This is a genomic window from Aestuariibacter sp. A3R04 (assembly GCF_018860805.1).
Classification (GTDB): domain Bacteria; phylum Pseudomonadota; class Gammaproteobacteria; order Enterobacterales; family Alteromonadaceae; genus Alteromonas.
Genome location: NZ_JAHKQR010000011.1, coordinates 857035 through 883659, shown reverse-complemented (window position 1 = coordinate 883659; position 26625 = coordinate 857035). Strand labels below are relative to the sequence as shown.

General features: G+C 45.4%; 22 protein-coding genes. 8 read left to right on the top strand and 14 right to left on the bottom strand.

The window, feature by feature from the left end; all coding sequences use genetic code 11:
* Positions 1-27: 27 nt before the first annotated feature.
* From KO518_RS13290 to KO518_RS13275, 4 genes are all read right to left on the bottom strand, one after another.
* Positions 28-630: a nucleotidyltransferase family protein gene (locus KO518_RS13290; RefSeq protein ID WP_216026292.1), complete on the bottom strand. Its 603-nt coding sequence runs from the start codon at positions 628-630 to the stop codon at positions 28-30.
* On the bottom strand, positions 615-1601 hold the full coding sequence (locus KO518_RS13285) for an XdhC family protein (protein ID WP_216026291.1): 987 nt from the start codon (positions 1599-1601) through the stop codon (positions 615-617). Before KO518_RS13285 ends, KO518_RS13290 begins: the two co-directional genes overlap by 16 nt.
* Complete coding sequence (locus tag KO518_RS13280; RefSeq protein ID WP_216026290.1) at positions 1598-2761, bottom strand: RDD family protein; 1164 nt, start codon at positions 2759-2761, stop codon at positions 1598-1600. Before KO518_RS13280 ends, KO518_RS13285 begins: the two co-directional genes overlap by 4 nt.
* 125 nt (positions 2762-2886) lie before the next feature.
* On the bottom strand, positions 2887-4455 hold the full coding sequence (locus KO518_RS13275; RefSeq protein ID WP_216026289.1) for a glycosyl hydrolase family 28 protein: 1569 nt from the start codon (positions 4453-4455) through the stop codon (positions 2887-2889).
* A 665-nt stretch (positions 4456-5120) separates the two neighbouring features.
* Between KO518_RS13275 and KO518_RS13270 the strand changes: the two genes are divergently transcribed.
* From KO518_RS13270 to KO518_RS13260, 3 genes are all read left to right on the top strand, one after another.
* Positions 5121-6149 carry a LacI family DNA-binding transcriptional regulator gene (locus tag KO518_RS13270; RefSeq protein WP_216026288.1) on the top strand — a complete coding sequence of 343 codons (1029 nt, stop codon included), beginning with the start codon at positions 5121-5123 and terminating at the stop codon, positions 6147-6149.
* 195 nt (positions 6150-6344) lie between these two features.
* Entirely contained in the window at positions 6345-7310 is a 966-nt protein-coding gene (gene cysK / locus KO518_RS13265; RefSeq protein ID WP_216026287.1) for a cysteine synthase A, read from the top strand.
* 138 nt (positions 7311-7448) lie between these two features.
* Positions 7449-7913: a hypothetical protein gene (locus KO518_RS13260; protein ID WP_216026286.1), complete on the top strand. Its 465-nt coding sequence runs from the start codon at positions 7449-7451 to the stop codon at positions 7911-7913.
* 2 nt (positions 7914-7915) lie between these two features.
* On the opposite strand, the gene ggt is transcribed toward KO518_RS13260, so the two are convergent.
* Positions 7916-9649: a gamma-glutamyltransferase gene (gene ggt, locus KO518_RS13255; protein ID WP_216026903.1), complete on the bottom strand. Its 1734-nt coding sequence runs from the start codon at positions 9647-9649 to the stop codon at positions 7916-7918.
* A gap of 36 nt (positions 9650-9685) precedes the next feature.
* Positions 9686-10450, bottom strand: coding sequence for an enoyl-CoA hydratase (locus tag KO518_RS13250; protein WP_216026285.1), 765 nt, complete (start codon positions 10448-10450; stop codon positions 9686-9688).
* Positions 10451-10536: 86 nt separating this feature from the next.
* Between KO518_RS13250 and rrtA the strand changes: the two genes are divergently transcribed.
* Positions 10537-11139 (top strand): rhombosortase, encoded by a 603-nt coding sequence (gene rrtA, locus KO518_RS13245; RefSeq protein ID WP_252736115.1) that lies wholly within the window; start codon positions 10537-10539, stop codon positions 11137-11139.
* A 37-nt stretch (positions 11140-11176) separates the two neighbouring features.
* On the opposite strand, the gene KO518_RS13240 is transcribed toward rrtA, so the two are convergent.
* On the bottom strand, positions 11177-13663 hold the full coding sequence (locus KO518_RS13240) for a prolyl oligopeptidase family serine peptidase (protein WP_216026283.1): 2487 nt from the start codon (positions 13661-13663) through the stop codon (positions 11177-11179).
* Between the two features lie 283 nt (positions 13664-13946).
* On the opposite strand from KO518_RS13240, the gene KO518_RS13235 reads away from it, so the two are divergent.
* Entirely contained in the window at positions 13947-14483 is a 537-nt protein-coding gene (locus tag KO518_RS13235; RefSeq protein WP_216026282.1) for a glutathione peroxidase, read from the top strand.
* A gap of 369 nt (positions 14484-14852) precedes the next feature.
* Here the strand turns inward: KO518_RS13235 and KO518_RS13230 are convergent, their stop codons facing one another.
* Positions 14853-16100, bottom strand: coding sequence for a cystathionine gamma-synthase family protein (locus KO518_RS13230; RefSeq protein WP_216026281.1), 1248 nt, complete (start codon positions 16098-16100; stop codon positions 14853-14855).
* Between the two features lie 205 nt (positions 16101-16305).
* On the opposite strand from KO518_RS13230, the gene KO518_RS20255 reads away from it, so the two are divergent.
* Positions 16306-16401: an NRDE family protein gene (locus KO518_RS20255; protein WP_216026902.1), complete on the top strand. Its 96-nt coding sequence runs from the start codon at positions 16306-16308 to the stop codon at positions 16399-16401.
* Positions 16402-16723: 322 nt separating this feature from the next.
* Positions 16724-17914, top strand: a complete 1191-nt coding sequence (locus tag KO518_RS13220; RefSeq protein ID WP_216026280.1) for an amino acid aminotransferase — start codon at positions 16724-16726, stop codon at positions 17912-17914.
* A gap of 74 nt (positions 17915-17988) precedes the next feature.
* Here the strand turns inward: KO518_RS13220 and KO518_RS13215 are convergent, their stop codons facing one another.
* From KO518_RS13215 to KO518_RS13200, 4 genes are all read right to left on the bottom strand, one after another.
* Complete coding sequence (locus KO518_RS13215; RefSeq protein ID WP_216026279.1) at positions 17989-19164, bottom strand: response regulator; 1176 nt, start codon at positions 19162-19164, stop codon at positions 17989-17991.
* A 92-nt stretch (positions 19165-19256) separates the two neighbouring features.
* Entirely contained in the window at positions 19257-19631 is a 375-nt protein-coding gene (locus KO518_RS13210) for a hypothetical protein (protein WP_216026278.1), read from the bottom strand.
* A gap of 77 nt (positions 19632-19708) precedes the next feature.
* On the bottom strand, positions 19709-22864 hold the full coding sequence (locus KO518_RS13205; protein WP_216026277.1) for an efflux RND transporter permease subunit: 3156 nt from the start codon (positions 22862-22864) through the stop codon (positions 19709-19711).
* Positions 22857-24086 carry an efflux RND transporter periplasmic adaptor subunit gene (locus tag KO518_RS13200; RefSeq protein WP_216026276.1) on the bottom strand — a complete coding sequence of 410 codons (1230 nt, stop codon included), beginning with the start codon at positions 24084-24086 and terminating at the stop codon, positions 22857-22859. Before KO518_RS13200 ends, KO518_RS13205 begins: the two co-directional genes overlap by 8 nt.
* A 323-nt stretch (positions 24087-24409) precedes the next feature.
* Between KO518_RS13200 and KO518_RS13195 the strand changes: the two genes are divergently transcribed.
* Positions 24410-24718, top strand: a complete 309-nt coding sequence (locus tag KO518_RS13195) for an isoamylase early set domain-containing protein (RefSeq protein WP_216026275.1) — start codon at positions 24410-24412, stop codon at positions 24716-24718.
* Positions 24719-24751: 33 nt separating this feature from the next.
* Here the strand turns inward: KO518_RS13195 and KO518_RS13190 are convergent, their stop codons facing one another.
* Both KO518_RS13190 and KO518_RS13185 read right to left on the bottom strand, forming a co-directional pair.
* Positions 24752-25678, bottom strand: coding sequence for an electron transfer flavoprotein subunit alpha/FixB family protein (locus KO518_RS13190; protein ID WP_216026274.1), 927 nt, complete (start codon positions 25676-25678; stop codon positions 24752-24754).
* Complete coding sequence (locus tag KO518_RS13185) at positions 25675-26427, bottom strand: electron transfer flavoprotein subunit beta/FixA family protein (protein WP_216026273.1); 753 nt, start codon at positions 26425-26427, stop codon at positions 25675-25677. Before KO518_RS13185 ends, KO518_RS13190 begins: the two co-directional genes overlap by 4 nt.
* Positions 26428-26625: the final 198 nt, after the last annotated feature.

The window sequence follows — 26625 nt, the reverse complement described above, 5'->3', positions numbered from 1 at the left end:
TCCAATATTGGGGCAGTCCGAGCTTTCTCAATATCCTGTGTACTGCTTCCAATCTTGCGGGCAGTCGATGTCCAGCCAAGCTTCAACATGATCCACAGGTATGCAATGTTGCGGTGAACTTCGCAATAAATGGCCTGCACCACAATCACCGCGTAAATTACGCAATAGCGGTAAGTCCACGTAAGGGAAAATAGCCGGAGCCATAAGCAGGCCATTACATCTACTCGCAATGCGCATGGCTGGAAATTGCAACCGTTTATCACACAATCGTTGTAAAGACGCAGAGGTGATACCTGGCGTATCACAGACCGCCAGCATCACATGACTGATGTGCTGCGACCAGTTCGCGGCGATCAGCGCATTTACCCCACAAGCAATACTAGCTGCGAGGCCTTCCTGCCATAATTGATTATATACAACCTGAGATGTTTGCGCCGGCAACGCCGCAGTGATCTGAGCGTGATATTTCCCCGTTACCAGGGTAAGCGGCAGTGAACTAATAGCTTGGTATTGATCAATGACATAACTGAGTAACGAGCCGCCACGAGGATGAGCGCTAAGCAGTTTGTTGCCGCCGTATCGTTTGCTTTCTCCTGCTGCTAACAACACAATGCCTAGCTGGCCTGACACGATTTTCCCTTCAAAGAAGTTGCAGATTTTTGATAAATAGCGGCATGGGCTTCGCTTAATATAGACAACGCGATAGACTCCGGCAAATCACCACCTAAAGCGAGTCCAGCGGGAGCACTCAGGGGTACCGAAAAAGCATTGCCACACAACCTAGCTTCTTTTAAAACTCTATTGGCGCGATGTACTGGGCCGAGCAATGCCAGGTAGCGCAACGCATCCGACGTGCCGGCAGCAACAGCCTGCAGTGCCTCAGCATCTAACACAACCTGATGGTGCATGACAACAACGGCCTGGCACGCAGCAAACCAAGGCTGATGGTTCAATTCTTCTGCTTTTACTCCCTCTGTTATAGTTGCAGAGACAAAATCGGCCTTTCTTGCGTAGCGAGCGCGTGGATCATTGACATACACATCCCAACCTAGTCGTGCGGCCATATCACAAAGCGGCAGAGCATCAACCCCCCCACCCAAAATAGCAAGTGATGGTGGAGGACTAAGCCAGAACCAGTAGTCTGACGCTCGTTGGCCAGGCTCAAAGCTCACGAAAGCAGACGGCACGCCAGGTTTCCTGGGTTGGCAATAACCAACGGTTTTCTTTTCAGCCAGTGCGAATAGTACCTTTGGCAACTGTAGGTAGTCTGATTTAGCAGTGACAGGCTGTAACAACAGTGTGACTTCTCCACCACAACCAATGCCCAAGCGCCAGGCTATGTCCCCCTCTTCCTGCATATCATATGTGACCAGTTTTGCCCTGCCACTCGACCAGGCTTTGCGCGCCTGATGCAATAGGTCACTTTCAAGACATCCGCCAGAAACAACCCCCAACTGTTCGCCATCTTCATTGAACAGCATCATTGCACCGGCTTTGCGATACGACGACCCTTTGGTCTCAACGATAGATATCAGTACCCAATTGGATTCATCCCGTCTTGGATACCAGGCCCTGAGCAGATGGTAGATATGATGATTCAAATCCCCTCTCCCTCCGTTCCTTTTACTTTATTCAGCTTGCTGGTAGACAGTCTCGGTCCAGCATGCCTGACCACCAGCGTTTCGGCGATTTTATCCTGAATAGCTTGTCGGTTGGCGTCCCAAAACACTTGAAAAAAGCCAAGGAAACCAGTCGCAAAACCTGCACCGTATCCACCGTATCTGCCAAAGCTCTCCCACAGTGTCGGCGACCTGCCATCAAGTCGCAACACCCGGATTCCGGTAAGCCATTTACCAGGAGTGTAACCTTTCAGGCTTGCAGGAAAAACACTGTAGTACAGTGCCGCCCATCCAAAGCCCCACCCTAACTCTGTTAGCAGGCTTTTTCCATCGTGGATGATTTGCCGCAGGGACGATAGAAAGGATTCATTGTGCGGTTTCTCCACGACGCGCATTGCTTCTTTTTCATCAGCAATGCCATTTAAATTATCGTCAGTATCGCTATGCTGTGCCGTTTCGATGGATTGTTGCGCGTGAAAAGCGTCGTACATGATGGTTCTCAACGAAGTAATTTGGTCATCGTCAAGGCCACTATCTTGTGTCAATGCAGAGAAAACCTCATCAAGTCGAGGCAACGTCCCCCCAATTTCAGCTTGGCTCTCTCCAAATTCTACGGCAACTGACGCTAGGCATGACATATCGTTATCACACTGCTGCCACAACAATGCGGTTCCGCCAACAACAAGGGGCTCAACAACAGCAGCAGCCTCATGATCTCTCTGGGTGTCAGCGAGTGCAGATGTATCTTCGTCCACAATGGTAAACAGTAACCAGGCCAGAATTGCCACCCCGACCACGCGCAATATTTGAGTAACCCCTTTAGCGCTGGACTTCTTCGCCAAATTATTACCCGCTTTGAGAAAAGTCACAGCAGCGACAAGGGCAAAGATCAACGCATTAGCTGAAGAGATAAAATAGAGAAAACTAATATCTAACAATTGGGCCATCGCACGTCGCATGGGTGATGCCAATGGCGTTCCCAATAGTTCAGGTGCCACCTGAAAGGCATAGGGAGTAACGATCTCCCTGGTTTCCTTGCCGTTGCGAGGAAACGCCCCCACCTCTGCCGGCGAGGGTTCTGCGTTGAGGGTATCAACCTCGTTTTCAGTGCCAGATAATACAGGTTTTGCGCTCTGTTCCATTATCGTATCCCTTTATTTTAAGCATATTAGAATACACGTTATAAAATAGCGTTCAACGATTGGAAGGAAAACAACAAGTTGGCGCCACGGTAAACGCCAACGTTACAGTGCGGAAAATGGATGACTTATTGACCAACCACTTTAGATAAAGGGCGACTTCTCGCTTTCCAGTTCAACGCCGCCGGAATTTGCTCACAGCCAAGCCCTTTGTAGCTCACATTCTGGCTAAGGGTATCCCGATGACAATCGCGATAGTAATCCGCAGCCAATTCGTGAAACGACACACTGCTATCTGTAAAATGAATGTTTTTACCGTGCTCGATATATATACCATCTACGCCATCAACGACTTTCTCACCTTGTGGATGGGTAGTCCCTGCCGTATATTCTCTAAACGGCCAACGGTATTGGGACCACAAGTCATACTGCACATGTACATTGTCAAAATGAACATTGTCAATAGGAGCGCCTTCTCGACCCACTAATACCACTCCGTGCTCTGATACTGCGGTGATATCCTTCAGATGAATATTGTAAATACGCCCAACTTCTGCATTTTCAGTTCGAGGAATGGATATCATCCAAACAGGTTCTCCGTTACCCCACCATCTGTCGGCGTGATAGCGGGTTTCTATATCTATGTTCTCATACGTAAAATCGTAAACGTCACCCCCGCCGACATATCCCACCTGTTGAACCCCAATGCCGCGGTTAGAATCAAAGATACGTATATTTCTGAAGTACGCATTTTTCATATCTTCGTCGACATTACTACCTACTTTGATGGCAGAACTTTTTGAGCGAATGACGGTGTCTTCCACCAACAAATTGTCAATAATGCCGTAGCCATCGGACGATTTAAGACAAATTCCATCGTCTGCAACACTGATGTAGCTATTTCTAATGGTAATGTTTCTGGAACTATCAATATCAATGCCATCGTTATTTGGCATCCGCAGATCACCATCAACAGTGATACCATCTATATAAATATTCTCAGATCCTTTGAGGTGGAAAATCCATCGAGGTGAATTTACAAAGCTCACGTCTTCGAAATATAGGTTTTTGCTGTTATTAAATCGCACCAGCTCAGGCCTGCACTCACCGCGACAATCGTCAACCGTCCATGTTCTCGGTTCAAAGCGATCATCATGACTGGAATAAAATTCAACGTATTTTTCATTCCCCATTCCATTGATGACACCTTTGCCAATAATTCCTGCATTTTCAATATTATGGCCCGAGACTACATTCCAGTGATAACCTGGCTCCACGCCCTTTTTGTACTTTCCTTCGTCCCAGTGCTGAGTAGGTTGACCATGCCAGACTTTAAAGTCCTCCGGGTCACCAGATGCAACCAGTTCTGCGTGTTCCTTGAGATCTAGATAGACATTAGAGCGCAAAATAATACCGCCAACCAGGTACTTACCTTCAGGGACGACTACATAGCCTCCACCTTTTCTCGATGCAGTATCAATCGCATCTTGTATTGCTTTTCTATCGAGTGTCCTGCCATCAGCTTTTGCTCCAAAATCCATTACATTAAACTGATTGGCAGATGTGCGTGCTGGCAGCGCTAACTCTACAGAATGAATGATTGAATTGTGATGTGCTATGGTCACAGGTGCAGCACAGGCCGCACCGACGATGAGGGAAGGCACGAATAGCAACCCAAGTTTAAATTGATTTTTCACTCGTTTAACTCCAATTTTTTCTGGCATTTCACTTATGCAAACCTAAACATGACAATTAAGTCTCGTCTCCACCATTAACTCAGCAATGCAATACTGCCAAGTCATTACAACAACATTGACGGTAACGATGAATGCTTGTTGGCCTGACTGTTACATAAATGTTTGTATTTCAACTTTAGTATTACATAATTAACACTTATGACACCAGTGTCATTTTGAAAAAAATATACAACCTAACAATCGAACCACAGAGTTTTACATTAAGTTGTTGTTATATTTAAATTAAAACATCTACCTTTGTGGTAAAAGAAACAAAAAAACGGCCGAAGAATAATTACTCTCGTTAACTAAAACCCACTAAATGTCCATTTCTAGACAATCTGTGTAACTGGTAGCGTACGTAGATACAATGCTAACCCAGCATTGGACGGCAAGCGCCGCCTTGTTTCGGCAGAAATTTCCTTGTGCTCTGTTTTCCTGCCAAAGACGACCCGACATTCATACGTTGACACCGATAACATTTACCATCAAGCTAGAATAATCATATAATTGCAACTTCCCTCTTTGAGAGCGGAGGTACCATTTTCCCTTTCTATTTGTATAGGTTACAACCAATAATAGACTCATGGGGAGCAACGCGTTGACAGCTAAACTAGTATTTGCATATGAAAGCACCTAACATCAATGATGTAGCGGCACATGCCGGCGTATCAAAAAAAACCGTCTCCAGAGTGATTAATAACGAAAGCAATGTACGTGAGCAAACTCGCAAAAAAGTTCAGGATTCTATTGCTGCATTGGGCTTTAAACGAAGTCCATTAGGATTAGCACTGGCTAAGAGTCGATCTTTTTTCATTGCATTGTTGTCAGATAACCCCAGTCCTGGTTATGTAAACAAGTTGCAACAAGGAATTTTACAATCTTGTACTGAAAGTAAAATGGGATTGTTTTTATACGATTGTAAATATAGAAGTCCGACTTTGGTTGAAGATATAAGCCATTTCATTGATTCTACTCTCGTTGACGGTGTCATTCTTCCCCCGCCATTGTGTGACAACCAACCCTTGATTGACATGCTAAACAGCCGAAATCTCGCCTACGTGAGTATTGGCTCTGTTAAAGCGGAACATCAACACTACGTGTCATTTAATTACGAAAAAGCTGCGTGTGAAGTCACCCGTTATCTTCTAAAAATGGGGCATAGAGATATCGCATTTATCAAAGGCCATCCAGATCAACAATCAAGTATGGATAAAGAACGAGGTTTTAAACGCGCCCTCAGTGAGCAGGGTGTCGATGTCAACGAATCACTCATTACTCAGGGGTTTTACACCTTTCAATCAGGAAAAGACGCAGCGACCATCCTGTTAAGTCAGGATCTCAGGCCCACCGCAATCATTTCATCTAACGACGAAATGGCCGTTGGCGTCTTGCACGAACTGCACTATCAAAAACTATCCGTTCCTGGTGACATCTCGGTGGTGGGCATGGACGATATCTCAATTGCATCCAAAGTGTTTCCCTCATTGACAACTTATCGACAGCCATTAGGTAGCATTGGCTACAAGGCCGCCACCATTCTAATTAACAAGTTGACACAAAAAGAAAAAGGGGAAAAAGTGGCACCGGACATACACGCTATTTTTGACGGTGAACTGGTGATACGCGATTCAGTGGCTCCGCCAAATACGTAGCGCTAACGCAGGTCTGGATCTGACAATCACGCCTTCATCGCAAAGTAAACTAAGATATAGCAAAAAAGCACTTTTCATTTTGCTTTTTGACATCAATTATATGGGAGTAAAACAGATATCTGTGTGCTGAACACTGCTTTTTTTGTTTTCTCGCACGCTTGTCTGCAGATATCGTAAACCAGGTAAGGAATCATAATGCAAGTATTTGACGACAATTCACTTTCTATCGGCGGAACACCCCTTGTAAAACTAAACCGTGTCACCGGTGGAAATGTCTTTGCGAAAATCGAATCGCGCAACCCAAGTTTTAGCGTTAAATGCCGAATAGGCGCCAACATGATTTGGGACGCAGAAAAGCGTGGAGTGCTTACTGCGGGTAAAGAAATTGTTGAACCTACGAGTGGGAACACGGGTATTGCACTGGCTTTTGTTGCTGCGTCCAGAGGCTATAAACTCACGCTTACCATGCCTAGTAGCATGAGTTTAGAACGACGTAAATTACTTAAAGCCCTGGGGGCAAATCTGGTACTCACAGAAGCACCCAAAGGCATGAAAGGCGCGGTTGCGGCAGCCCAGGAAATCGTTGATTCTGATCCAGAGAAATACGTTCTGTTACAGCAATTTGACAACCCTGCGAACCCTGAAATCCACGAGAAAACCACAGGTCCAGAGATCTGGGATGCTACCGATGGAAAAGTTGATGCATTTGTAGCTGGCGTAGGCACGGGGGGAACTATTACCGGTGTCAGCCGATATATCAAGAACACTAAGGGGAAAGCCATCACATCTGTGGCCGTTGAACCCACGGATTCTCCTGTTATCACCCAAGCAAAAAATGGTGAGCCCCTCACCCCAGGACCACACAAAATTCAGGGGATCGGCGCAGGATTTATTCCCGGCAATCTCGATTTAGATCTCATTGACGAAGTAGAACAAGTCAGCAATGAAGAATGCATGGCCATGGTACATCGACTGATGAAAGAAGAAGGTATTCTGGCTGGGATTTCCTCAGGCGCTGCCGTTGTTGCTGCTAAGCGTTTTGCTGAGAAACCGGAAAACAAAGACAAGGTGGTCGTAGTGTTACTAGCCAGTGGTACAGAACGATACCTCAGTAGCCCACTGTTCGCCGGAGAGTTTACTGAACAGGAAGAAGTGCAGTAATCACAAAAAATTAATGCTTTGCGGGGTGTCCACCCCGCTCGTTTTTTGTCATTATATCCATCAGTATGTCGTCGCTTTTTATTCACTTAGGCGAATCGTGGCAAACCAATGATTAATTACTGCTGTATGGAAACTGTAATGATTACACAACGTCGTTTTACCCTCGCCCTTTTCGCATTGTTATCGCTTTTCTCTCTCTCTGCCTGTGAAGAAAAAGAACCCGGAATTGGCCGCTATGGCATGCTGGACGAAAATACGCCGGATTATGCTGCAGTGATGTTTATGAATAGCATCTATCATGACAAAAACATCAACCGGGCCCTATCCCTCAGTTCAGCAAGTATGGCTCGTATGTTGCGCAAATACCATTCAAACAGAAATGTTCAGCGTCACATTATTAACCTTCGATACGATGAGGTAACAGTATCTCCTCAGGGGTCTAATCGCGTAGGACGCAACGAGTTTGCAGAAGAAGCAACGGTAACCCTGTTTTTCAGCGGTTTCTATGGTGATGACAAAATTGAAGATTTACGCACCGTGCAGTTAATCCAGGAAAACGGTCAATGGAAGGTTGACCGAATTAACCCGGATCACTTCATGTAATACTACTGACCTACCGCTACGCCTTCCCGTCGGGGATCCGCACCACCAATTAGTTGCCCGTCTTTTAGTTGGATACCGTGGAGGCCTGAGTTGAGATCTATGATTTTCACGGTATGGCCTAATGTCTCCAGAGGGCCTTTCAAGGATACCAGCGGCGTTTTACTTTCCAACGCTGTATAGTCATTTCTGTTGGTCACTCGCGGCAAGTTGATTGCCTCTTGAATATTAAGACCGAAATCCAATACACCAAACAGTGTTTGCGCCACATAGCTCACAATTCGACTACCTCCCGGAGAGCCGACAACCAGTGACAATTCACCGTCTTCATCAAATACCATTGTCGGACTCATGGCACTGCGTGGCCGTTTGCCCGGTTCAACCCGATTTGCCACAGGCCAGCCACCGCGCTCAGGATTAAACGAAAAATCGGTTAATTGATTGTTTAGCAGAAAGCCTTCAACCATTAAGCCAGAGCCAAACATAAACTCAATACTTGTCGTAATCGATACAGCATTGCCTTCTTTATCTACTACAGAAAAATGGCTAGTATTGGGTTGCTCCAAATTCATGCCAACGCTAATGGGTCGGTTGGTATAAGGTTCCCCTGCTCGGACTTTTTTCCACGGCTTATCTGCCGAAATACCTTGTGCCCGTCGCTTCAAGTAAGGGTCGTTAATCAACGCTGCAAACGGCAAATCGACAAAATCGCTATCTGCTACGTATTTTTCTCTGTCTGCGTAGCTCAGCGCGCTTGCTTGAGCAAACAAATTAATAAAAGCCACACTGTCAGGAGACAATGATGATAAATCCTGCCCCTCCAGGAGTTTTAATATTTGGAACACATTTATCCCCCCAGAACTCGGTGGTGCCATACCACAAATCTTATTGTTGCGATAATCACCACAAATTGGCTTTTTTTTCAGAGCTTCATAGGAAGCCAGATCCTCTAAGGTCATCTTACCGGCGTTAATCGGCGCATTGTTAACAGCCTTGACTATTTTTTCCGCGATGGGGCCTTGGTAAAAGTAATCTGCACCCTCTTCAGCAATATGTCTCAATGTGTCTGCCAACGCTTTGTTTTTCTTTATAGTACCGGCTTTCAAAGGTAAGCCAGCTGGATAAAAATAAGTGGCGCTGGAAGGAAATTGTTTTAAGCCTGGATGTCTGTCTATTTCCACCAGATGTGCCAGTCTTGGCGAAACTTTGAAGCCTTTGGCACTGGTGTTTATAGCGTCTTCAAACAGTGTCTTCCAAGGAAGCTTACCAAAAGATTTTTGCGCTGTTTCCAGAGCCCGCAATGCACCGGGCACACCAACCGATTTTCCGCCTACCACAGCCTCAAGCCAACTCATAGACTTGGTTCCATTGTAAAACCAATATGGGTTTACGGCTGCAGGTGCAGTTTCGCGCCCATCAAAGGTATGCAGCGTCTTGGTTTTGTTATCCCAATACAGGATAAATGCTCCGCCACCGATACCTGACGATTGTGGCTCTACCAAGGTAAGCATCGCTTGAATGGCAACAGCCGCATCAATGGCTGAACCACCTTGCTCAACAATATTCTTACCAGCCCAAGACGCATACGGATTGGCGGCAACCACCATATATTCTTTTCCAATATGAGCCTGCTTGTTCTCATATCCCGTGGCAGCTTCAGGTTCATTTCTCTCCACCGCCTGAGCGCCAACCGAAAGCGCAATTGAAAGACAAACCACTTTGATTGCTGATGACAGCATTACCCTACGAAAATTCAAACTGTGTGTTCCCCGTTATTATTTAAACTTTTTAGTGTTCACCGGTCGCTTATTAAGAAATGCGTCAAAGGCTTCTTTTGCCGCATCACTGGCAAGTGCTTCTAAGAAAACGTCCAACTCTGCACTAATTTGCTTTTCTATCGCATCGTGTTCGTTGCTCATTAGTTGCTTGGTGTGTTGAAGTGCAAACACAGGCTTCGCAGCAAGTTTATTGCACACTGCCTGTACGGTATCTGTTAACTTATCCGCGGGCACAATGTCAGTAAGAATACCAAATTGCAACGCTTCGTCAGCACCAAATGCTTCCCCGAGCATCAACCATTCGCTGGCTTTTCTGCGACCGGCTATGCGCGGCAAAATATAGCTCGACGCATATTCAGGAACCAGACCAAGGTTAATGAAGGGCAGGCAAAACCTTGTATTTGGCGCACTATACACCAAATCGCAATGTAGCAATAAAGTTGTACCTATGCCTACTGCTACGCCACGAACTTCAGCTACCACAGGACAGGTACACGTCGCCAACGCCTGCATAAAAGCATTAATCTCAGCGATGGTGTCACCGTCTCGGCGCTGTGCAAAGTACTCAATGTCGTTTCCAGCAGTAAACGCTTCGCCTTCCCCCTTGATAAGTACCACTTTTACACTTTCGTTGTCGTTTGCGTGCACAAGCGCATCTGCCATATCTTGGTACATCGCGAGCGTCAGTGCATTTTTCTTCTCTACCCGGTTAATGGAAATGGTCATTACATGGTTATTGATCGTTGACAATACCTGGCTCATCGATTTCTCCTTAGGTGGTAAGGCGTATTATTCTCATTTTTTTTGTATGATACCGGCTAATGGTTTCGCAGTTCAAAGAATTCATCTTGGTTTTAGAAAATAAACAGGCCCTTAGCGGGCCACTATTACTTACATTGTTGTGTATTCTTGCTTGGCTTTCAGAGCCTTGGTCGGGCAACTGGCTCGCCTACGACCGCTACGCGATTCAGGGGTTTGAGACATGGCGTCTGCTCAGTGCCAATCTAGTACATACCAATGGTTATCACTTGCTGCTAAATATTACCGCCTTGTTCTTACTCACCCTCCTGCATGGTGCCCATTATCATATACGGCGCTTTATTAAGCTATTTGTGTGGTGTGCTATTCTCACAAGTCTGTGTATTTATTGCTTCTCGCCGCATCTGATTTGGTATGCTGGATTGTCCGGCGCGCTTCACGGTGTTTTTGTCTGGGGTGCCTGTATGGATATTCGGGCTGGATATAAATCCGGCTGGCTATTATTGGCCGGTGTCACGATGAAAATTTTTTACGAACAACGATATGGTAGTGCAGAAGATATCGAAGCGTTAATTAATGCCGCCGTCGCCATCGATGCCCATTTATACGGCGGTATGGCTGGCCTAATGTTCTTTTTACTGTTCGTAATGCCTGAATTAAAGCGTCTCAAGGGAAAAATAAATAACTTGTGATCAACCGCACCGGCCTTGCAGCCGGCGCGTATTGCTTTTACAAGTTTGTTTCGAACAATTTATAAATCCGTCTGTATTCATCGAGCCATGAGCTGGGCTGAACAAAGCCATGTGGTTCCACCGGATATATCGCCGTTTCGAAATCGGTTTTTTCCAGTTCAATCAAACGTTGAACTAACCTGACAGAATCTTGAAAAAACACATTATTGTCTACCATAGGTGCAATGATCAACAGGGGTTTTTGCAGCCCTTCTGCAAAATAAATTGGCGAGCTGCGTTTAAAGGCAATAGGGTCCACATCCGGCGTATTGAGAATATTTGATGTATAACCATAATTGTAATGTGCCCAGTCTGAAACAGGTCTTAACGCAGCCCCCGCAGCAAATAACTCCGGTTTTTTGAACATAGACATAAAGGTTAAAAAACCACCATACGAGCCTCCATAGGTACCGATGCGGTTTACGTCCACATTGGCATTTTCTACCAGCCAGTTTACGCCGTCCTGTAAATCTTCAACTTCAGGGGTTCCCATCTGACGGTATATTGCCGTGCGCCAATCTCTTCCGTAACCTTTAGAAGCGCGGTAATCCATGTCCATAACGACATAGCCTTGCTGAACCAACATGCTATTGAACATGTATTCACGAAAATAATCAGACCACCCCAAATGGGCATTTTGTAAATAGCCTGCTCCGTGATTGAATACCACCGCTTTTCTCGCTGGCCCTTCCATGTAGTTGTCCGGCAGATATATTCGCGCATATATAGGTTGCTTTGAATGGGAAGACGGGATCGCTACAACCTGAGGTACCGCCCAAGGTAAGGAAAGAAAAGTTTCACTTACCGTAGTGGTAATCTGCTTTGCAGGCGTATCTGGCACTGTGGGTTTAATATACAACTCAGGAGGACGATTTACTTTGCTGTGAGTAAGCAGAAGCGTGCGATTGTCCGGGCTCAGACGATAGTCGGTTATACCATTTAGATCAGTTAGTGCTTCGCTCTCACCTGTTTGCGTTGAAACCCGGTAAACCTCGTAAATCCCCGGATGCTTTTTATTTGCCGTATAGTAAATAAAAGCGTCGTCGCGAGAAAGTGACGGCGATTCAACGACAAACTGGCCACGCGTTATCTGCTTGGGAGCTTCTCCAGGTTTTTGTAAGTAGAGATGTGAATAACCATCCTGCTCTGACTGATAAAATAGCGTTGCGGACTGTTTCAACCAACCAAACTGATTGTGGCTGTAGTTTATCCATGCATCATCGTGCAATCGTTCCATGACTTCAAATGCCGAGTTTTTAAAATCAACGGATACAATCCAGCGGTCTTTGTTGTCTGCGGCTTCCAGCATAAGCGCCACGTGTTTTCCGCTTTCATGCCAGCGAATGGAGGGGTTATTAAAGTTTCGACTACTGAATAGCCTGATTTTTCGCGGCAAACGATTTACTTGATAGCTCTCCCCCCGAGCTGCAGCATTCTCTGCTTTTACAGACGCAAGAACATCTTCGTTGTAACCAGGTAATGACAAATAAGAAAGTTTTGATTTTTTTCCCGATGTTAAGTTAACAAGCCACACATCATGTTGAACTTGCTCACTGTCAGCCACCCGTTGTCGCACCCGCAACGCAGCGATCCTTCCGTCTTCCTGAATGTAATGGGGCATGATATCTGTATCAGCACTTGTGGCGCGATTTTCCGTGGTGGCGATAATCGCATAAGCGCCATCAGGCGACACCGACGCACTCACCAGGCGATCGTTTTTATTAAAATAAATGGTTTCAGGTGCATAGGCCAGACTCACCTGACGGATGTCCTGCTCTCGTTGGGAGGCCGCTTCCCGCAGCCTCCGTTGCTCAGCGACATAATAAATAAGTGCTTGTTGTTCTTTGGCGATATAGTCTCTCGCCGGAGTTACTGCTTCAGGTTTATCAGAAAATGCCCAACTCAATAGTACTTCTCGCTGGCCTGTTTCTATATTCATGGCGATAATGCTGTTACCAACACGTGCGGTAATTCTTCCATCAGTCATAAACCCAATACCTCGCAACGCCTCACCGCCACGGGTTAACTGAACAATGTTGTTCTCGCCATTCAGCACAAATACACTGTTGTCGACACGAAAAACAGTGACATCACCGTCTGGACTCACGGCACGCTCATCAAATCGATATTGATAAATTTCTGACAACGGGACGGGTTTCACATTTTTCGGACTTGTCACCGGCGCCGCAAAAACAGTGTACAAATTGCTGTTTTCTATGGGTTGTTCGTAAACAATTTTCTTGCCATCAATGCTCCAGCCAGGACGAACGGGTGTACGTCCGATCCACTGAGGATCCGACATAATTTGCTCGATAGTAATAGCCGTATTATCGGTTTGCTGCTCAACAACATGCGGATGTATTGTCACGGCTGGCAAGGATGAAACTGGTTTGACCGGCCTGTTGTCGTGTTCTGCCGTTGTCATGCACGCGGATAGTGATCCACAGAGTGTTACGGTAGCCACAATGCTTAACATTTTTTTCATTATTAAATTTTCTTTTATGTGTTATGAATTAGTCTGGTATTTCTGGTGGGTGAAAACTGCGATAAAGACAGCATTGTCTATCGTGGCAGCTTAACACCGAACAGAAACAATCCACTGTGGTAGATTATACATTCAGGTACATTACACCACGTCAGTTTTATCGATGCTACTGTGTGAGTCGTCCCGCCCTAAAAGGTGGCATCACAGTTAACGCATTTGGCTCGGTTACGAACGAAGTACGTGGCCAATAGCGAATTATCAACGCCATATAGAAGAGAGTGATATGAAAAAAATGCTACTCGCCCTAACTTTGTCTGTATTTGCCTGTACTACCATGGCTGATGCTTGTCCCTCAGTACTAAAGTTTGTTAAGCGAAAACTAAATTCCCAGGAGACAGTTAACTTATGTGAAGCCTACAAAGGCAAAGCCGTACTGGTGGTTAATACGGCGAGTTATTGCGGTTTTACTCCACAGTTTGAAGGCCTGGAAGCCATGTATGAAAAGTACAAAAACGACAACTTCACGATTCTTGGTTTTCCATCTCACGATTTTAATCAGGAAGCCGATGAAGAAGGCAAGACAGCGGAACTTTGCGAATTAACCTACGGTGTAAAATTCCCAATGTTTGAACCCACAGTGGTCACCGGTGATGATCAGGATCCTCTCTATCGTATGTTAACCAATGCCACAGGCAAAGCTCCGAGTTGGAACTTTAACAAATATCTCATCGACGCCGAAGGGAACATCGTTAAACACTATGGTAGTCGGGTGAAACCAAACGATAAATCACTGCGACAGGATATTGAAGCTGCCATGTAGAATAAAAAAGCCCCGCACTAGGCGGGGCAATCAAGCACACTCAACTTGGAACACACTTTAGCGGCTACAAACAAAGATAAACTTCACTTGTTTTAGCTAACTGCATTAATTTAGTCAGCAAGGTGTCCTGTTAGTTCAAATTAATTTGTAGAAATTTAAATTTTTGTCTTACTTGCCGTAATGGCGCTGACTAAAGGGAAATGAATACACAAAGGAATGGAGCAAGTAGCGGCATGTCAGATATCAACTATGTATAGAGTTCGCCAAAACATTATACGACAAAATGAATGCCCGCATACTTGCTAAAAGCATGTTATCAGGTTTGTAGCCAAATTGCTTCAGCAATAACGGATTTTTTACAAATTTAGGCTAATTTCCCACAGCGGCTAACGCTTGCTTAAAATCATCGATCAAATCTTGAGTGTCCTCAATACCCATGGATAATCGAATCATCCCTTCTGAGATCCCCATTTTAATCCTTTCTTCTCGCCCGTTTTCAAAAAATATGGTGGGCGCAACTGGAAGCGCAAGGGTGCGATTATCCCCGAGATGAGTCGCACATATGACTAACTGTAATTGATTAATAAATTCAACAGGGTCAATTCCATCAGCGAGATCTAAACTTAAAATTGCACCGTAACCGCCTTGTAGCATTTCCCTAGCAATAAAATGCTGCGGATGGTTGGCTAAACCAGGATAGTACACCTTTGCGACCTTGCTATGACTTTCGAGGAAAGTCGCAAGTTTGAGGGCGTTAATACAATTTTTTTGCATTCGCAAACCCAAGGTTTCCATACCAGTGGCAATGGTATGTGCTGAAGCAGGAGCCAGTGTTGCCCCTATATCCCGCAAACCACGTTTCTTTATTTGAGTTAATCCCCACTGGTGTTGATCTGCTACCTGATAGCCCGGCTTAATATTGGCGTACTCACACCAATTAAAGGTGCCGAGATCCACCACAACGCCACCCAAAACATTACCGTGCCCTGATACATATTTGGTCAACGAACTTATCACTAACGATGCCCCAGCCTCTTTAGCATCAAAAAGAGGGGGCGGGGTCATTGTATTGTCCAACACAAACAGAAGCGCTTTTTGTTTGCAAAACTGGCCGATTGCCGATACGTCTGCCACCTGAGTCACCGGGTTTGCAATGGTTTCTGTGTACACCATTCGAGTATTGGGTTGATAGGCAGCCACTACATCTTCTATACGGGTCACATCCACAAAACTAATTTGCACACCAAAGTCATCAAGGGTGTCCATCAGACATCGGGTGTTACCAAACAAGTACTGGCTTACGATGATATGGTCGCCTGCTTTCAAAAGCGCAAACAGCGTGCTACTGATTGCTGCCATGCCGGTTGCAAAACACAAGGCCCCCACTCCGCCTTCCAGGCTATTCAAGATAGTCTGCAATGCAGCTATTGAGCCTGAAGATGAGCGGGAATAGACGTGGGCAGCCTTTTTCCCCTGAAACGCATCAATAATGCCTTGAGCATCATCAAAAGCGAATAAAACTGAATTCGTAGTACTGGTATGAACTGCGCCATGTTCAGGTGTATTTAAGCACAGGTCTGCATGCACCTGACGGGTATTGAATCCCATTTTACTCACAGTGTAAAACTCCACATTGAAAAGTGTAAAAGCCTGATACGCCAAACAGCCAAAAATTCGCGTACGTTGTAGTAATTGAAAAGACACATCAAGCGAGGAAGAGAGATTTTACCGTAAAGTCAGTGTGCATCCCAGTGGCAATTTAATGCCAGACAATATCATGGGTAATATGCTGTCCAACACAGATGGCTAACATTCTCCCCTTATCCTCTTATGTGCACTTTATTTATCCAGAGATGATTACTCACTTATTGTGGCAGCGAATCGGGACGAGTTTCATCGTCGCCCAACAACAGGCTGAAGATGACGCGCTACCGAACAAGGGCGTTTCTTTCGACTTGGAGAAGCGGCTGTCGTCAATATTCATTACCGGGGTAAGAATATGCCACCCGCTGCTCTGCTCCGTTACTGGCAGATAAACATGGTGAAGCCCACTTTGTCGAATATACCTACAGTGTAGGCGGTGAATATGTCGATAAACGAGAGGCAAATTTCAATTTTTTACTTTCACCCAAAAAATAACGCAAAATATTGCGTATTTTTTAATTTTTAGGGTCGTATTTTGCGGCGGCGGTGGCATAATGCCGGACTCGCTTAATTATCACGCAACGTGAGGACATACTGTGTTTGAAGTTTTACCCCAACTCGCTCCCGACCCAATCTTAGGCCTGTCAGCTGCTTATCGCGAAGACACCAATTCAGCAAAAATTGATTTGGGTGTAGGCGTCTACAAAGACGAACAGGGAAATACGCCTATTATGACTTCTGTGGCAAAAGCGCAACAGATTCTACTGGAACGTGAAACCACTAAAACTTACATCACGCCACAAGGTCATCAGGGATACATCGATGGCATGCTGGAATTACTCCTCGGTAAAAACAGCAAAGTGCTGATGGCCGACCGCGTTGCTGCCGTTCAGGCACCGGGTGGTTGTGGCGCCTTGCGTATATTATCTGAGCTGCTGGCCCGTTGCGGTGACAATATGAAAGTGTGGGTCAGTGATCCAACCTGGGCAAACCATATCCCCCTTATCGGCTCAGCAGGTTTAACAATTGAAACCTACCCTTACTTTGACAAGAAATCAGAGGGCATTAATTTCGATGCCATGATGGACACGTTAAAGCAAACTGGCAAAGGTGACATTGTGCTATTACACGGATGTTGCCACAATCCTACTGGCGCCGACCTGACTAATGCTCAATGGGATGAAGTACTGAAACTGGCTCAGGAAAAAGGTTTCCTGCCATTCATCGATGTAGCCTACCTGGGCTTTGGTGACGGTCTCGAAGAAGACGCTTACGGGATCCGCTTGCTGGCTGAAAACTTACCAGAAGTGATAATTGCGGCCTCTTGTTCGAAGAATTTTGGTCTCTATCGCGAAAGAACGGGTTTAGCGGCAATTATTACAGAAACCAGCGCAACCAAGAAGATTGCACAAGGGCAAATTCAGTCTGTTGCCCGGGGTATCTATTCAATGCCGCCAAGTTGGGGGGGCGCGCTGGTTGATATCATTTTGGCTGATAACTCCTTGAAAACAGAGTGGATGTCTGAAGTAAACGAAATGCGTAACCGCATGCAATCGCTACGCACCATGTTGGTTGAAAAATTGGCCGAAAATGGGGCCAACCGTGATTTTAGTTTCTTGAATACACAAAAAGGCATGTTTTCATTTCTTTGTATTTCACCTGAGCAAGTGCGTGAAGTGCGCAGTAAACACAGTGTATATTTCGTTGATTCCAGCCGTGTTAATATTGCAGGGATTAATCAACAAAATGTTGACGCCCTGGCAAAGGCGTTAGTGTCAGTCCTGTAAACTAAACATAAGACACAAGCCCGTCAGGCATAAACCCATTGTGAAAGCGGTCAATTTATACAGGCCGCTTTTTTTCAAAAAAATTCAAGATCGCGGTAGTCTTCATCCCGATTGTCTTCTACTACCGAATCAGTTTGCACTCCCATATCGAGCATGCGATTTTTCAAACGCTCTTCAATGCCAGTAAACAGATTAGCAAAGTCCTCCAACGAAGCAGCGTCTCTTTCACTATCACTGACATTTTCTAACCCGAGCTCTACCATTTCCAGCACTTGGTTAAATGGCAACGATATTTGTAAATCGGTATCCAACGCCTCTACGAGATTAGTTGCCAAGCGTTCAGCGACGTTAAACTTATTACGTTGAACAGAAAAAATGGCATCTTGCAACCGGGAAGAAAGATGCAATAAATCATGATGAGTTTTTGCCAATGCGTTATCTTTCATCAGCACTTTAACTTGTTGATTAATTGCCGGCACAAGCATCTTCCCCATTGACAACACAGTGTCATAAGCCCCACCAGATTTGTCAGCAACATGTTTTATCAGCAGAGATACGTCCGTGCTGTTAAACAAAGTCCGTCGGCCAAACCGGTACACATCTCCTTGCTTTCTCAACACAGAAAAAACTTTTACCGTGGTATCGTCACAGGGAAGCAAGTTTGTATCGAAGTGGACTGGTGTATTGGTATCGCGAAACTCCATAGCCACTTGAATACCATTTAGGCGAAACGCGTTGATGGTTACTTTTGCAATCTCCTCGATAGACCTGGCCTTAACCGTTTCAGCCAGGATTGATATACCTAGCTCATATAATGCAGAATCAGTTTTTGCAGATAATGTCGCAGCTTCATTCTGCTTACTATCAACCCGCATTTGTCGTACTGTCAGTAACTGATGCTTTAATGCAAAAAGCGTCTCGGTAAATTGGATAACTTTGTACGGCTTAGTAATGTAATAAGACACGCCGCCATTGTAGGCTTGTATCATACTCGACTCGCGATTGTCTTCACTAACGACAACAATTACAGGGGTGATAAGCGGGTCATCTCGATGCGTGTTGGCCGAAAGACTGGTGGCGTTAAGTGAACCGATTTCCCAGTCGCAAACAATGATGTCGACGTTTGACGTTGCTACAACTTGCTGTGCGGCTTCAAAAGAGTGCGTTGTCTCAACGTCAAAGTCTCCAGATAACGACAACTGATATATTTCCGCCTGGACATCGTCCTTCTCTACAAGTAATAGTTTCACGATTAAGGCTCCTTGTTTGCTCCTATGTAGTTATAGTCGCAATAAGGCAATCACGCACCTCTTTAACCGAGAAACACAACTGACAGCGCAGTTTACGCTGCCAAAGAATGATTGAATGCCATTTTTTTATGGGCTTGGGATACAATAAGTTGCAGTTTCCTGCACGCTTTCACGTAACAAGCGTCACGTTGAAAAAAAACTTGCTCGATCACGTCCCCTCTTTCGTCTATGAGAAAAGTGGCAAGACGCGCACTTCTGTGGGGCAAATACCATGTGTGAAGTTTAAATCGCGAATGACGTGGCGCCGACACCACCGCACTCCACAAACAATAGGGAATGTTGATACCTCCTGTATCAGCCATCCCCCCTTGCAATATCTTTACACACTGAGAAGTGTCTCTGCCTTCTTCGACACGAACCCCAAAACGCGAAATCAGTTTATCGATGTTTTTCATACCCGTTGACATAATATTCCCCCACAAACTGGATGCAATTACAGTACTGTATAAAAAAACATATATCAATAGTTTTGATTAAAAAAACATCACCTCATGGTTTGCGCGCCGTTTTCCGCATCGTAACCGCTATTCGTCGTCTTTTTACCACCGAAGAAGTTACCCAGATCATGCATCATTAAGTAGAGGCATGGCACCAATATAAGGGTGATAACGGTGGCAAATAAAATGCCAAATGCCAGTGAAACGGCCATTGGAATTACAATTTGCGCTTGTAAACTTCGCTCAAAAACAATCGGCATCAAACCCATAAAGGTTGTTAGTGATGTCAATACAATAGCTCTGAAGCGTTGCGTTCCAGCTTGAATAGCTGCATCAACGAGCCGGTGTCCTTCTCTCCTGGAACGATTAACAAAATCAACCATGATCAGGCTATCGTTTACCACTACTCCTGACAGCGCAATTATACCGCAAATCGACAACACGCTTACGGCCAGTCCGAGAACCAAATGACCAAAGATCGCGCCTACAATGCCAAAGGGAATGACAGACATAATAATAAGTGGCTGAGAATAAGAGCGCAGCGGGATTGCTAATAATGCGTAAATGGCAAACAAGGCGAAGGCGAGCCCTTTTACCAACCCCATCATTGCATCTTGCTCTTCCTTCGAGTTCCCTTGCAATTTGAAGTTAACCTGAGGATATTGATCGAGTAAATCGGGTACAATAGTGGTGATGACTTCACGGGTGATCTCGCCAGGATCAATACGGTCCTTATCGACTTTTGCAGAAACAGTAACTGAGCGACTCCCATCTACGCGCACAATTGAATCATAACCTTTGCCTAAATTAATCTCGCCCACTTCTTCAAAGGGAATATCATCGCCAGAGGGCGTGCGAACCCGCATTGTTTGCAGATGACTCACTGACGAGCGTTCCTCCTTCGGATAACGAACCATTACTTTTACTTCTTCGTCATCGCGCTGGACCCGCTGTACCTCTGCACCGTAAAAACCATAGCGAACTTGTTGTCCCAACTGCTGTAGGGTTATGCCCAGCGCTTCAGCCTGTTGCGTCAGGGAAAGCTGTATTTCGTCACTGCCACCGGCTAAGCTATCATTAATGTCAGATACGCCCTCAAACGTCTCCAAACGCGCTTTTAATGCCCCGCTAATCGATTCCAACGCATGAATGTCTGACGAGCTGAATTCAAAGCTGAGATCAGCGCCTCCCATGCCACCTGGCGATCCGATATTTAACGATTTCACGCCAGGGATTTCCGGCATTTCATCTCGCCACCGCTGATGAATTTCGAAATCCTTCATTTGGCGACTTTCACCCTTCGTCAACTCTACAAAGATTTCACCGGCAGTTGTACCACTGTCGTAAGCGATAGCGTGTTTGATAGTTTTCTCACCCGACGCTTCCTCAATAGCACGGTCCATCCTGTGCATCGCATCAAGCATGGTTTCAATGGTTTGGTCTCGTTGTTGAATAGAAGAGCCGGGCTCAAGCTCAAAAGATGCCAACATGAAATCACTTGGAATGTTGGGGAAGAAAACGAAACGTACCAGTCCACCTTGGAACAAACCAATAGTAAGGATCATCATTGCCACAAATATAGAGAGGGTCAGATATCGCGCGGAAATAGCGGTGCGCAAGAAAGGCGCATATGAGTGATCGATAAAGCGCTTAATGCCCTCGCTAAAGAAATCCCGAAATTTCTGAAATGGGTTGGCCTTTGCCGGATCATAGGGTTTGAGTTTCATATGTACCAAATGTGCCGGCAAGATAAACTTTGATTCAATAAGTGAGAAAATCAGACAAATAACCACTACCCAACCAATGGTTTTCCATATAACCCCAAAGGGGCCGGATACCATTAGCATAGGAGTGAATGCGGCGACAGTTGTTAACACTCCGAACGTTGCCGGCATCGCCACTTTCTTTACGCCGGCAATGACATTCTCAGCACTGTGCCCCTTTTTGTCAATTTCAGAATAGGCTGATTCCCCCATGATAATGGCATCATCCACCACTATTCCCAACACAAGGATAAAGGCAAACAAACTCAACATGTTAATTGACACGTCAAACGGATCTAAAGGCATGACAAACAAGGCGCCCAGAAAGCACACAGGTAGACCCCAAATAACCCAGAACGCCAATTTGATTTTTAAGAACAACGAAAGAACGATGAACACCAGGAGCGCACCGAAAAACATGTTTGACAACATCATATTCAACCTGTCGGCTAAATAGAAAGAAGAATCTCCCCAGGAATCCGCCGTGATATTAGCGGGAAATGTCTTTTTATTGTCGTCGAGATACGTGTTGACCTGCTTGGAAATTTCCAGCGCGTTTTGATCTCCAACCGCCCTCACCCGAATGTGTATCGCGCTTTTGTCATCAAACTGAGAAAACTGGTTGTCTTCCACGAATCCGTCATTGATCCGCGCGACATCACCGAGGGTTACGCGCGTCCCGTTTTGCTGCGTAATTAATACAATTTTGGCAAAATCATCACCAGTATAGGCCTGACCTTTGGTGCGTAGCAAAATATCACCGTTATCAGTTTTAATGGCCCCCCCGGGTAAATCAACACTTGATTGCCTGACTACATTGACAACGTCTGAAAACGTCAGACTAAACTTTTGCAGTTCTGATTCAGAAAGTTCAATAGATACTTCATAATCCCTCGCACCTACAACGGACGCCGAAGAGATGCCGGGCAAATTTGCTATATCGTCGCGAACCCGTTTAGCAAACTCTTTGAGTTCTCGTTCCGTCGCGTCGCCATAAACAGAAATCCAAATAACATCTTGCTGAATTTTTTGCCGGTATACGATAGGCTTTTCCGTGTTTCCCGGGAAGCTGGGTATAGCATCAACCTGTACCTTGACCTCGTCGAGTACTTCTTGAACGTCATAATCTTCCTCGACTTCAATACTGACTGTACCCAACCCTTCAACCGCCGTTGACGTTATTTGCTTGATGCCGTCGAGATCTTTAATGGCTTCCTCAATTTTTAAGATAACGCCTTCCTCCACTTCCTGTGGTGCGGCGCCAAGATAAGGAACCCTAACGTTGATCACGTTTATTTCAAATGCGGGAAACACCTGCTTTTGGATTGAAAACGCGGAAAAAATACCGCCAACGAGTAAAATTACCATTAACAAATTAGCAGCCACACTGTTCCTGGCAAACCAAGCAATAACCCCGGAATGGGTATCAATTTTACTCATTGCCGCGCCCCTCATCGTTTAGCGTAATAGGTTGTTCTGCTGTCGATGGCTTATCACCTTCTGTCAATAATTCATCACCTGCCACGCGCAGTTTCATACCGTCATAGGGATTGGGCACCACACTGAGAATGACCTTCTCACCTTCATCGATACCCCCGCGTAAATAAATTTGCTTTGCCGTCGCTCTGGCAACATCGACATCTTTGATTTTCAGTGTGTTGTCTTTACCAACCGTTAAAACAGTGCCGTCGAGGCGAAGCGCACTTCTGGGCAATACAAACAGTGACTGAGTTTGCGTAGACGCAATGCTGGCTTCAACGAACTGTCCGAAACGCAATACGCGATTGTGTGCTGATTGCGATCTATTATAGGGGTCTGAAACTTCAGCAATAGCATAAATAACCCGACTACCGGAATCCAAAATGCCCTCCGTGCGTACCAATTTCGCTTGCCATTGATGGGTTTCTCCCGCTACAACTGCGCGAATAGCTACAGTCGCTGCAGCCTGCAAGTTGCCATTGATGTCTATAAAAGCGAGTTCAGATTCCGTTATGGGCAGTCTTACTTCAGCAACATCAGTAGAATAGAGTGTGCCTACTTCAGTGCCTGTGCCAATAAACTGTCCAATATCAATACTTCGCTTTATCACAATACCGTCATAAGGAGCTCGAATTTCGGTTCGGGCCAGGTTGCGTTTGGCTCTTTCATATTTAGCCTCGGCCGCTTTCACATTCGCTTGTTCCCTTGCCAGCTGAGGTTTTCTCAACCCTAATGAAGGAGGCACCACACTGTTCACAGAGCGCCATTCTTTTTCTGCTACAATGCCCCTTGCTATCTCCTCTTCCAGGGCGGCTTTCGCCTGCGCGAGTTCAGCTTCAGCAAGTTTCATTTCTGTTTGATAATCGTCTTGCTCCAAAACGGCCAGTACATCTCCTTCGTTAAACATGCCACCGGCAACAAATACATCAGCAATGCGAACAACCTGCCCACTGACCTGCGAGCTTAACCGGGTTTCACTTTTCGGTACCACATTGCCTTGTGAACTAATCACAAAAGACGCTGACTGGCGATAAAACGGCGATGCCTCCACGAGGAGATCTTTCTTTTCCAGCGGTTTTTCTTCCGGAGGTTTCTTGGACATAATCAGCACCACGGCAACCACTAATGCCAACAAAATAACAATTAGCGGGCCAACCGTTTTCACCCAACCGCTCTTAGTCATGCTTTTTCCCTTTATCGAGTACTGCTTTATAATATGAACGCTGTGTTCCACGATCACTGTGAAACATTTACGCCAGTCAACTATTTCTAACTATCGCGATAAATTCTACCGCTAAAGTATGAAACCAGCCCGATATAGATTGTTAAATTTTATTTCAGTTTTTATGTCACTTGAGCAACCCTATCAATAACATAAAAATTGCATTGTTAATCATCCATTTACAAAGCTAATAGCAAAATACAAGAATTCTCGAAAAAGGGCTTGAACTGTTTGATTTTTAGCCGTAACTTGTCAATTACTAGCTTTGTGAATTGAGGGATGTCATGAGTTTAAAAAAACAGTATTTAAAATCGAAACCCGTGTGCAAAGTCACTTTTAGGCTGACCGCCAGTGAAGCAGGAGACGCCACCACGGCCAGACTGATCGGCGATTTTAACGCGTGGGACAAAAGTACGCCGCCTATGAAGAAATTAAAAAACGGTGACTTTACCCAAACCATTAACCTCGATACAAATTCTGAGTATGCGTTTCGCTATCTCATTGACGACGAAACCTGGGAAAATGACTGGCATGCTGACGACTATCGCCCTTCTCCTGTTAGCATGGAAGAGAATTCAATCGTCAGAGTGTAATAAATCGGCCGCCTTTATGCGGCCGATTTTACTTTACAAGGCTTGTTCAAATTGAGGGAGTATATCAAATAAGTCACCCACCAGACCGTAATCCGCAACCTGGAAGATTGGGGCTTCTTCATCTTTATTTATTGCCACAATGACCTTAGAATCTTTCATTCCGGCAAGATGTTGAATGGCACCAGAGATACCAACGGCAATATACAATTGTGGCGCCACGATTTTACCCGTTTGTCCTACTTGCATATCGTTGGGAACAAAACCTGCGTCTACCGCAGCCCGGGAAGCGCCAATAGCGGCACCTAACTTATCAGCAATGCCTTCAAGTAAAGAGAAATTATCGCCGCTCTGCATCCCTCGTCCACCTGAAATGATCACATCTGCAGCCGTAAGCTCGGGGCGTTCAGATTCGGTAAGTGAAGCGCTGACAAACACCGAATGTGCAGATGGAATAACTGTATCAAGTTGGACAATGTCAGCTGAACCGTCGTCGGGGACGGCATCAAAAGCAGATGTCCGCACAGTCAGAATGTGGATAGTTTCTTCCGATTTCACTGTAGCAATCGCATTACCAGCATAGATGGGGCGTACAAATGTGTTGTCTGCAGCTATATCGGTAATATCTGAAATTTGTTCCACATCCAGTAAGGCCGCAACACGAGGCATGAAGTTTTTCCCCGTGGTAGTTGCTGCAGCTAAAACATGGGAATACCCTTGTGCAACTGAAACCACAAGGTCGGCTGTATTTTCGGCAAGTTGATGTGCATACACCTCGTGACTAGCAACCAAAACCTTACTCACGCCGTGTAGTTTTGCCGCCTTACTGACAACGTCGTCTGAAACGTCACCCACAATCAACACATGTACATCGCTGTTGAGTTTCGATGCAGCACCGGCCAATTTGGCGGTTTCGGGTTTCAACTGGCTATTGTCGTGTTCTGCAATAATCAGGATACTCATGAAATCACCTTTGCTTCATTTTTTAGTTTCGCTATTAACTCTGCCACGTCAGCCACCTTAACCCCGCCCTGGCGCTGAGCCGGAGGAGCTACGTTTACAACGTGTACTTTTGAGGTAAGGTCAACACCAAATTCTGCTGCGGTTTTGACGTCCATGGGCTTTCTTTTGGCTTTCATGATGTTTGGCAGCGAAGCGTAACGGGGTTCATTGAGTCGCAAATCTGTCGTCACAATGGCTGGTAATGTTAGTGTTACTGTCTGCAGACCGCCATCGACTTCACGGGTAACGTTTATCTTATTGCCTTCAATGACGACTTCAGAAGCAAAGGTGCCCTGGGGCAGGCCTGTCAATGCGGCTAACATTTGTCCGGTTTGATTATTGTCTGAATCGATACTTTGTTTGCCCAAGATGACTAACTGAGGCGCTTCTTGTTCATACAATTTGTGAAGCAACTTTGCCACATGTAAAGAAGACAGTTGCGGATCGGCCTCAATGTGTACAGCACGATCTGCCCCCAGAGCCAACGCCGTCCTCAATTGCTCTTGGCAAGCTTTGTCGCCAATAGAGACCACAACAATTTCATTGGCCACACCTTTTTCTTTGAGACGGACGGCTTCTTCCACCGCTATTTCACAAAATGGATTTAGTGCCATTTTGGCATTAGTCAAATCGACGCCTGATTCATCCGCTTTTACACGAACCTTAACGTTATAATCAATAACGCGTTTTACAGGTACAAGTATTTTCATCTTTTACCTCGTTGATTGAGAATTCGCTTTATAAAGTCAGCATGGCACCTGCCCGTCAATTTAACAAGCCCATAACAAATAGGCGCTGACTTTATCTTTACGTTAACGTAAACTGATAAGAAATGTACTTGCTGTTAACGTAAACGTCAACTTATATTAGCCTGAGTCTGTGGTGTGATTACCACATGCCAAAAAGAA

What these genes read in the sequence shown, in the direction of transcription:
- KO518_RS13280 (WP_216026290.1), bottom strand. Translation starts at nt 2,761, where the DNA reads ATGGAACAGAGCGCAAAACCTGTATTATCTGGCACTGAAAACGAGGTT.
- KO518_RS13270 (WP_216026288.1), top strand. Translation starts at nt 5,121, where the DNA reads ATGAAAGCACCTAACATCAATGATGTAGCGGCACATGCCGGCGTATCA.
- cysK (WP_216026287.1), top strand. Translation starts at nt 6,345, where the DNA reads ATGCAAGTATTTGACGACAATTCACTTTCTATCGGCGGAACACCCCTT.
- KO518_RS13260 (WP_216026286.1), top strand. Translation starts at nt 7,449, where the DNA reads ATGATTACACAACGTCGTTTTACCCTCGCCCTTTTCGCATTGTTATCG.
- ggt (WP_216026903.1), bottom strand. Translation starts at nt 9,649, where the DNA reads ATGCTGTCATCAGCAATCAAAGTGGTTTGTCTTTCAATTGCGCTTTCG.
- KO518_RS13250 (WP_216026285.1), bottom strand. Translation starts at nt 10,450, where the DNA reads ATGAGCCAGGTATTGTCAACGATCAATAACCATGTAATGACCATTTCC.
- KO518_RS13240 (WP_216026283.1), bottom strand. Translation starts at nt 13,663, where the DNA reads ATGAAAAAAATGTTAAGCATTGTGGCTACCGTAACACTCTGTGGATCA.
- KO518_RS13235 (WP_216026282.1), top strand. Translation starts at nt 13,947, where the DNA reads ATGAAAAAAATGCTACTCGCCCTAACTTTGTCTGTATTTGCCTGTACT.
- KO518_RS13210 (WP_216026278.1), bottom strand. Translation starts at nt 19,631, where the DNA reads ATGTCAACGGGTATGAAAAACATCGATAAACTGATTTCGCGTTTTGGG.
- KO518_RS13205 (WP_216026277.1), bottom strand. Translation starts at nt 22,864, where the DNA reads ATGAGTAAAATTGATACCCATTCCGGGGTTATTGCTTGGTTTGCCAGG.
- KO518_RS13200 (WP_216026276.1), bottom strand. Translation starts at nt 24,086, where the DNA reads ATGACTAAGAGCGGTTGGGTGAAAACGGTTGGCCCGCTAATTGTTATT.
- KO518_RS13195 (WP_216026275.1), top strand. Translation starts at nt 24,410, where the DNA reads ATGAGTTTAAAAAAACAGTATTTAAAATCGAAACCCGTGTGCAAAGTC.
- KO518_RS13190 (WP_216026274.1), bottom strand. Translation starts at nt 25,678, where the DNA reads ATGAGTATCCTGATTATTGCAGAACACGACAATAGCCAGTTGAAACCC.
- KO518_RS13185 (WP_216026273.1), bottom strand. Translation starts at nt 26,427, where the DNA reads ATGAAAATACTTGTACCTGTAAAACGCGTTATTGATTATAACGTTAAG.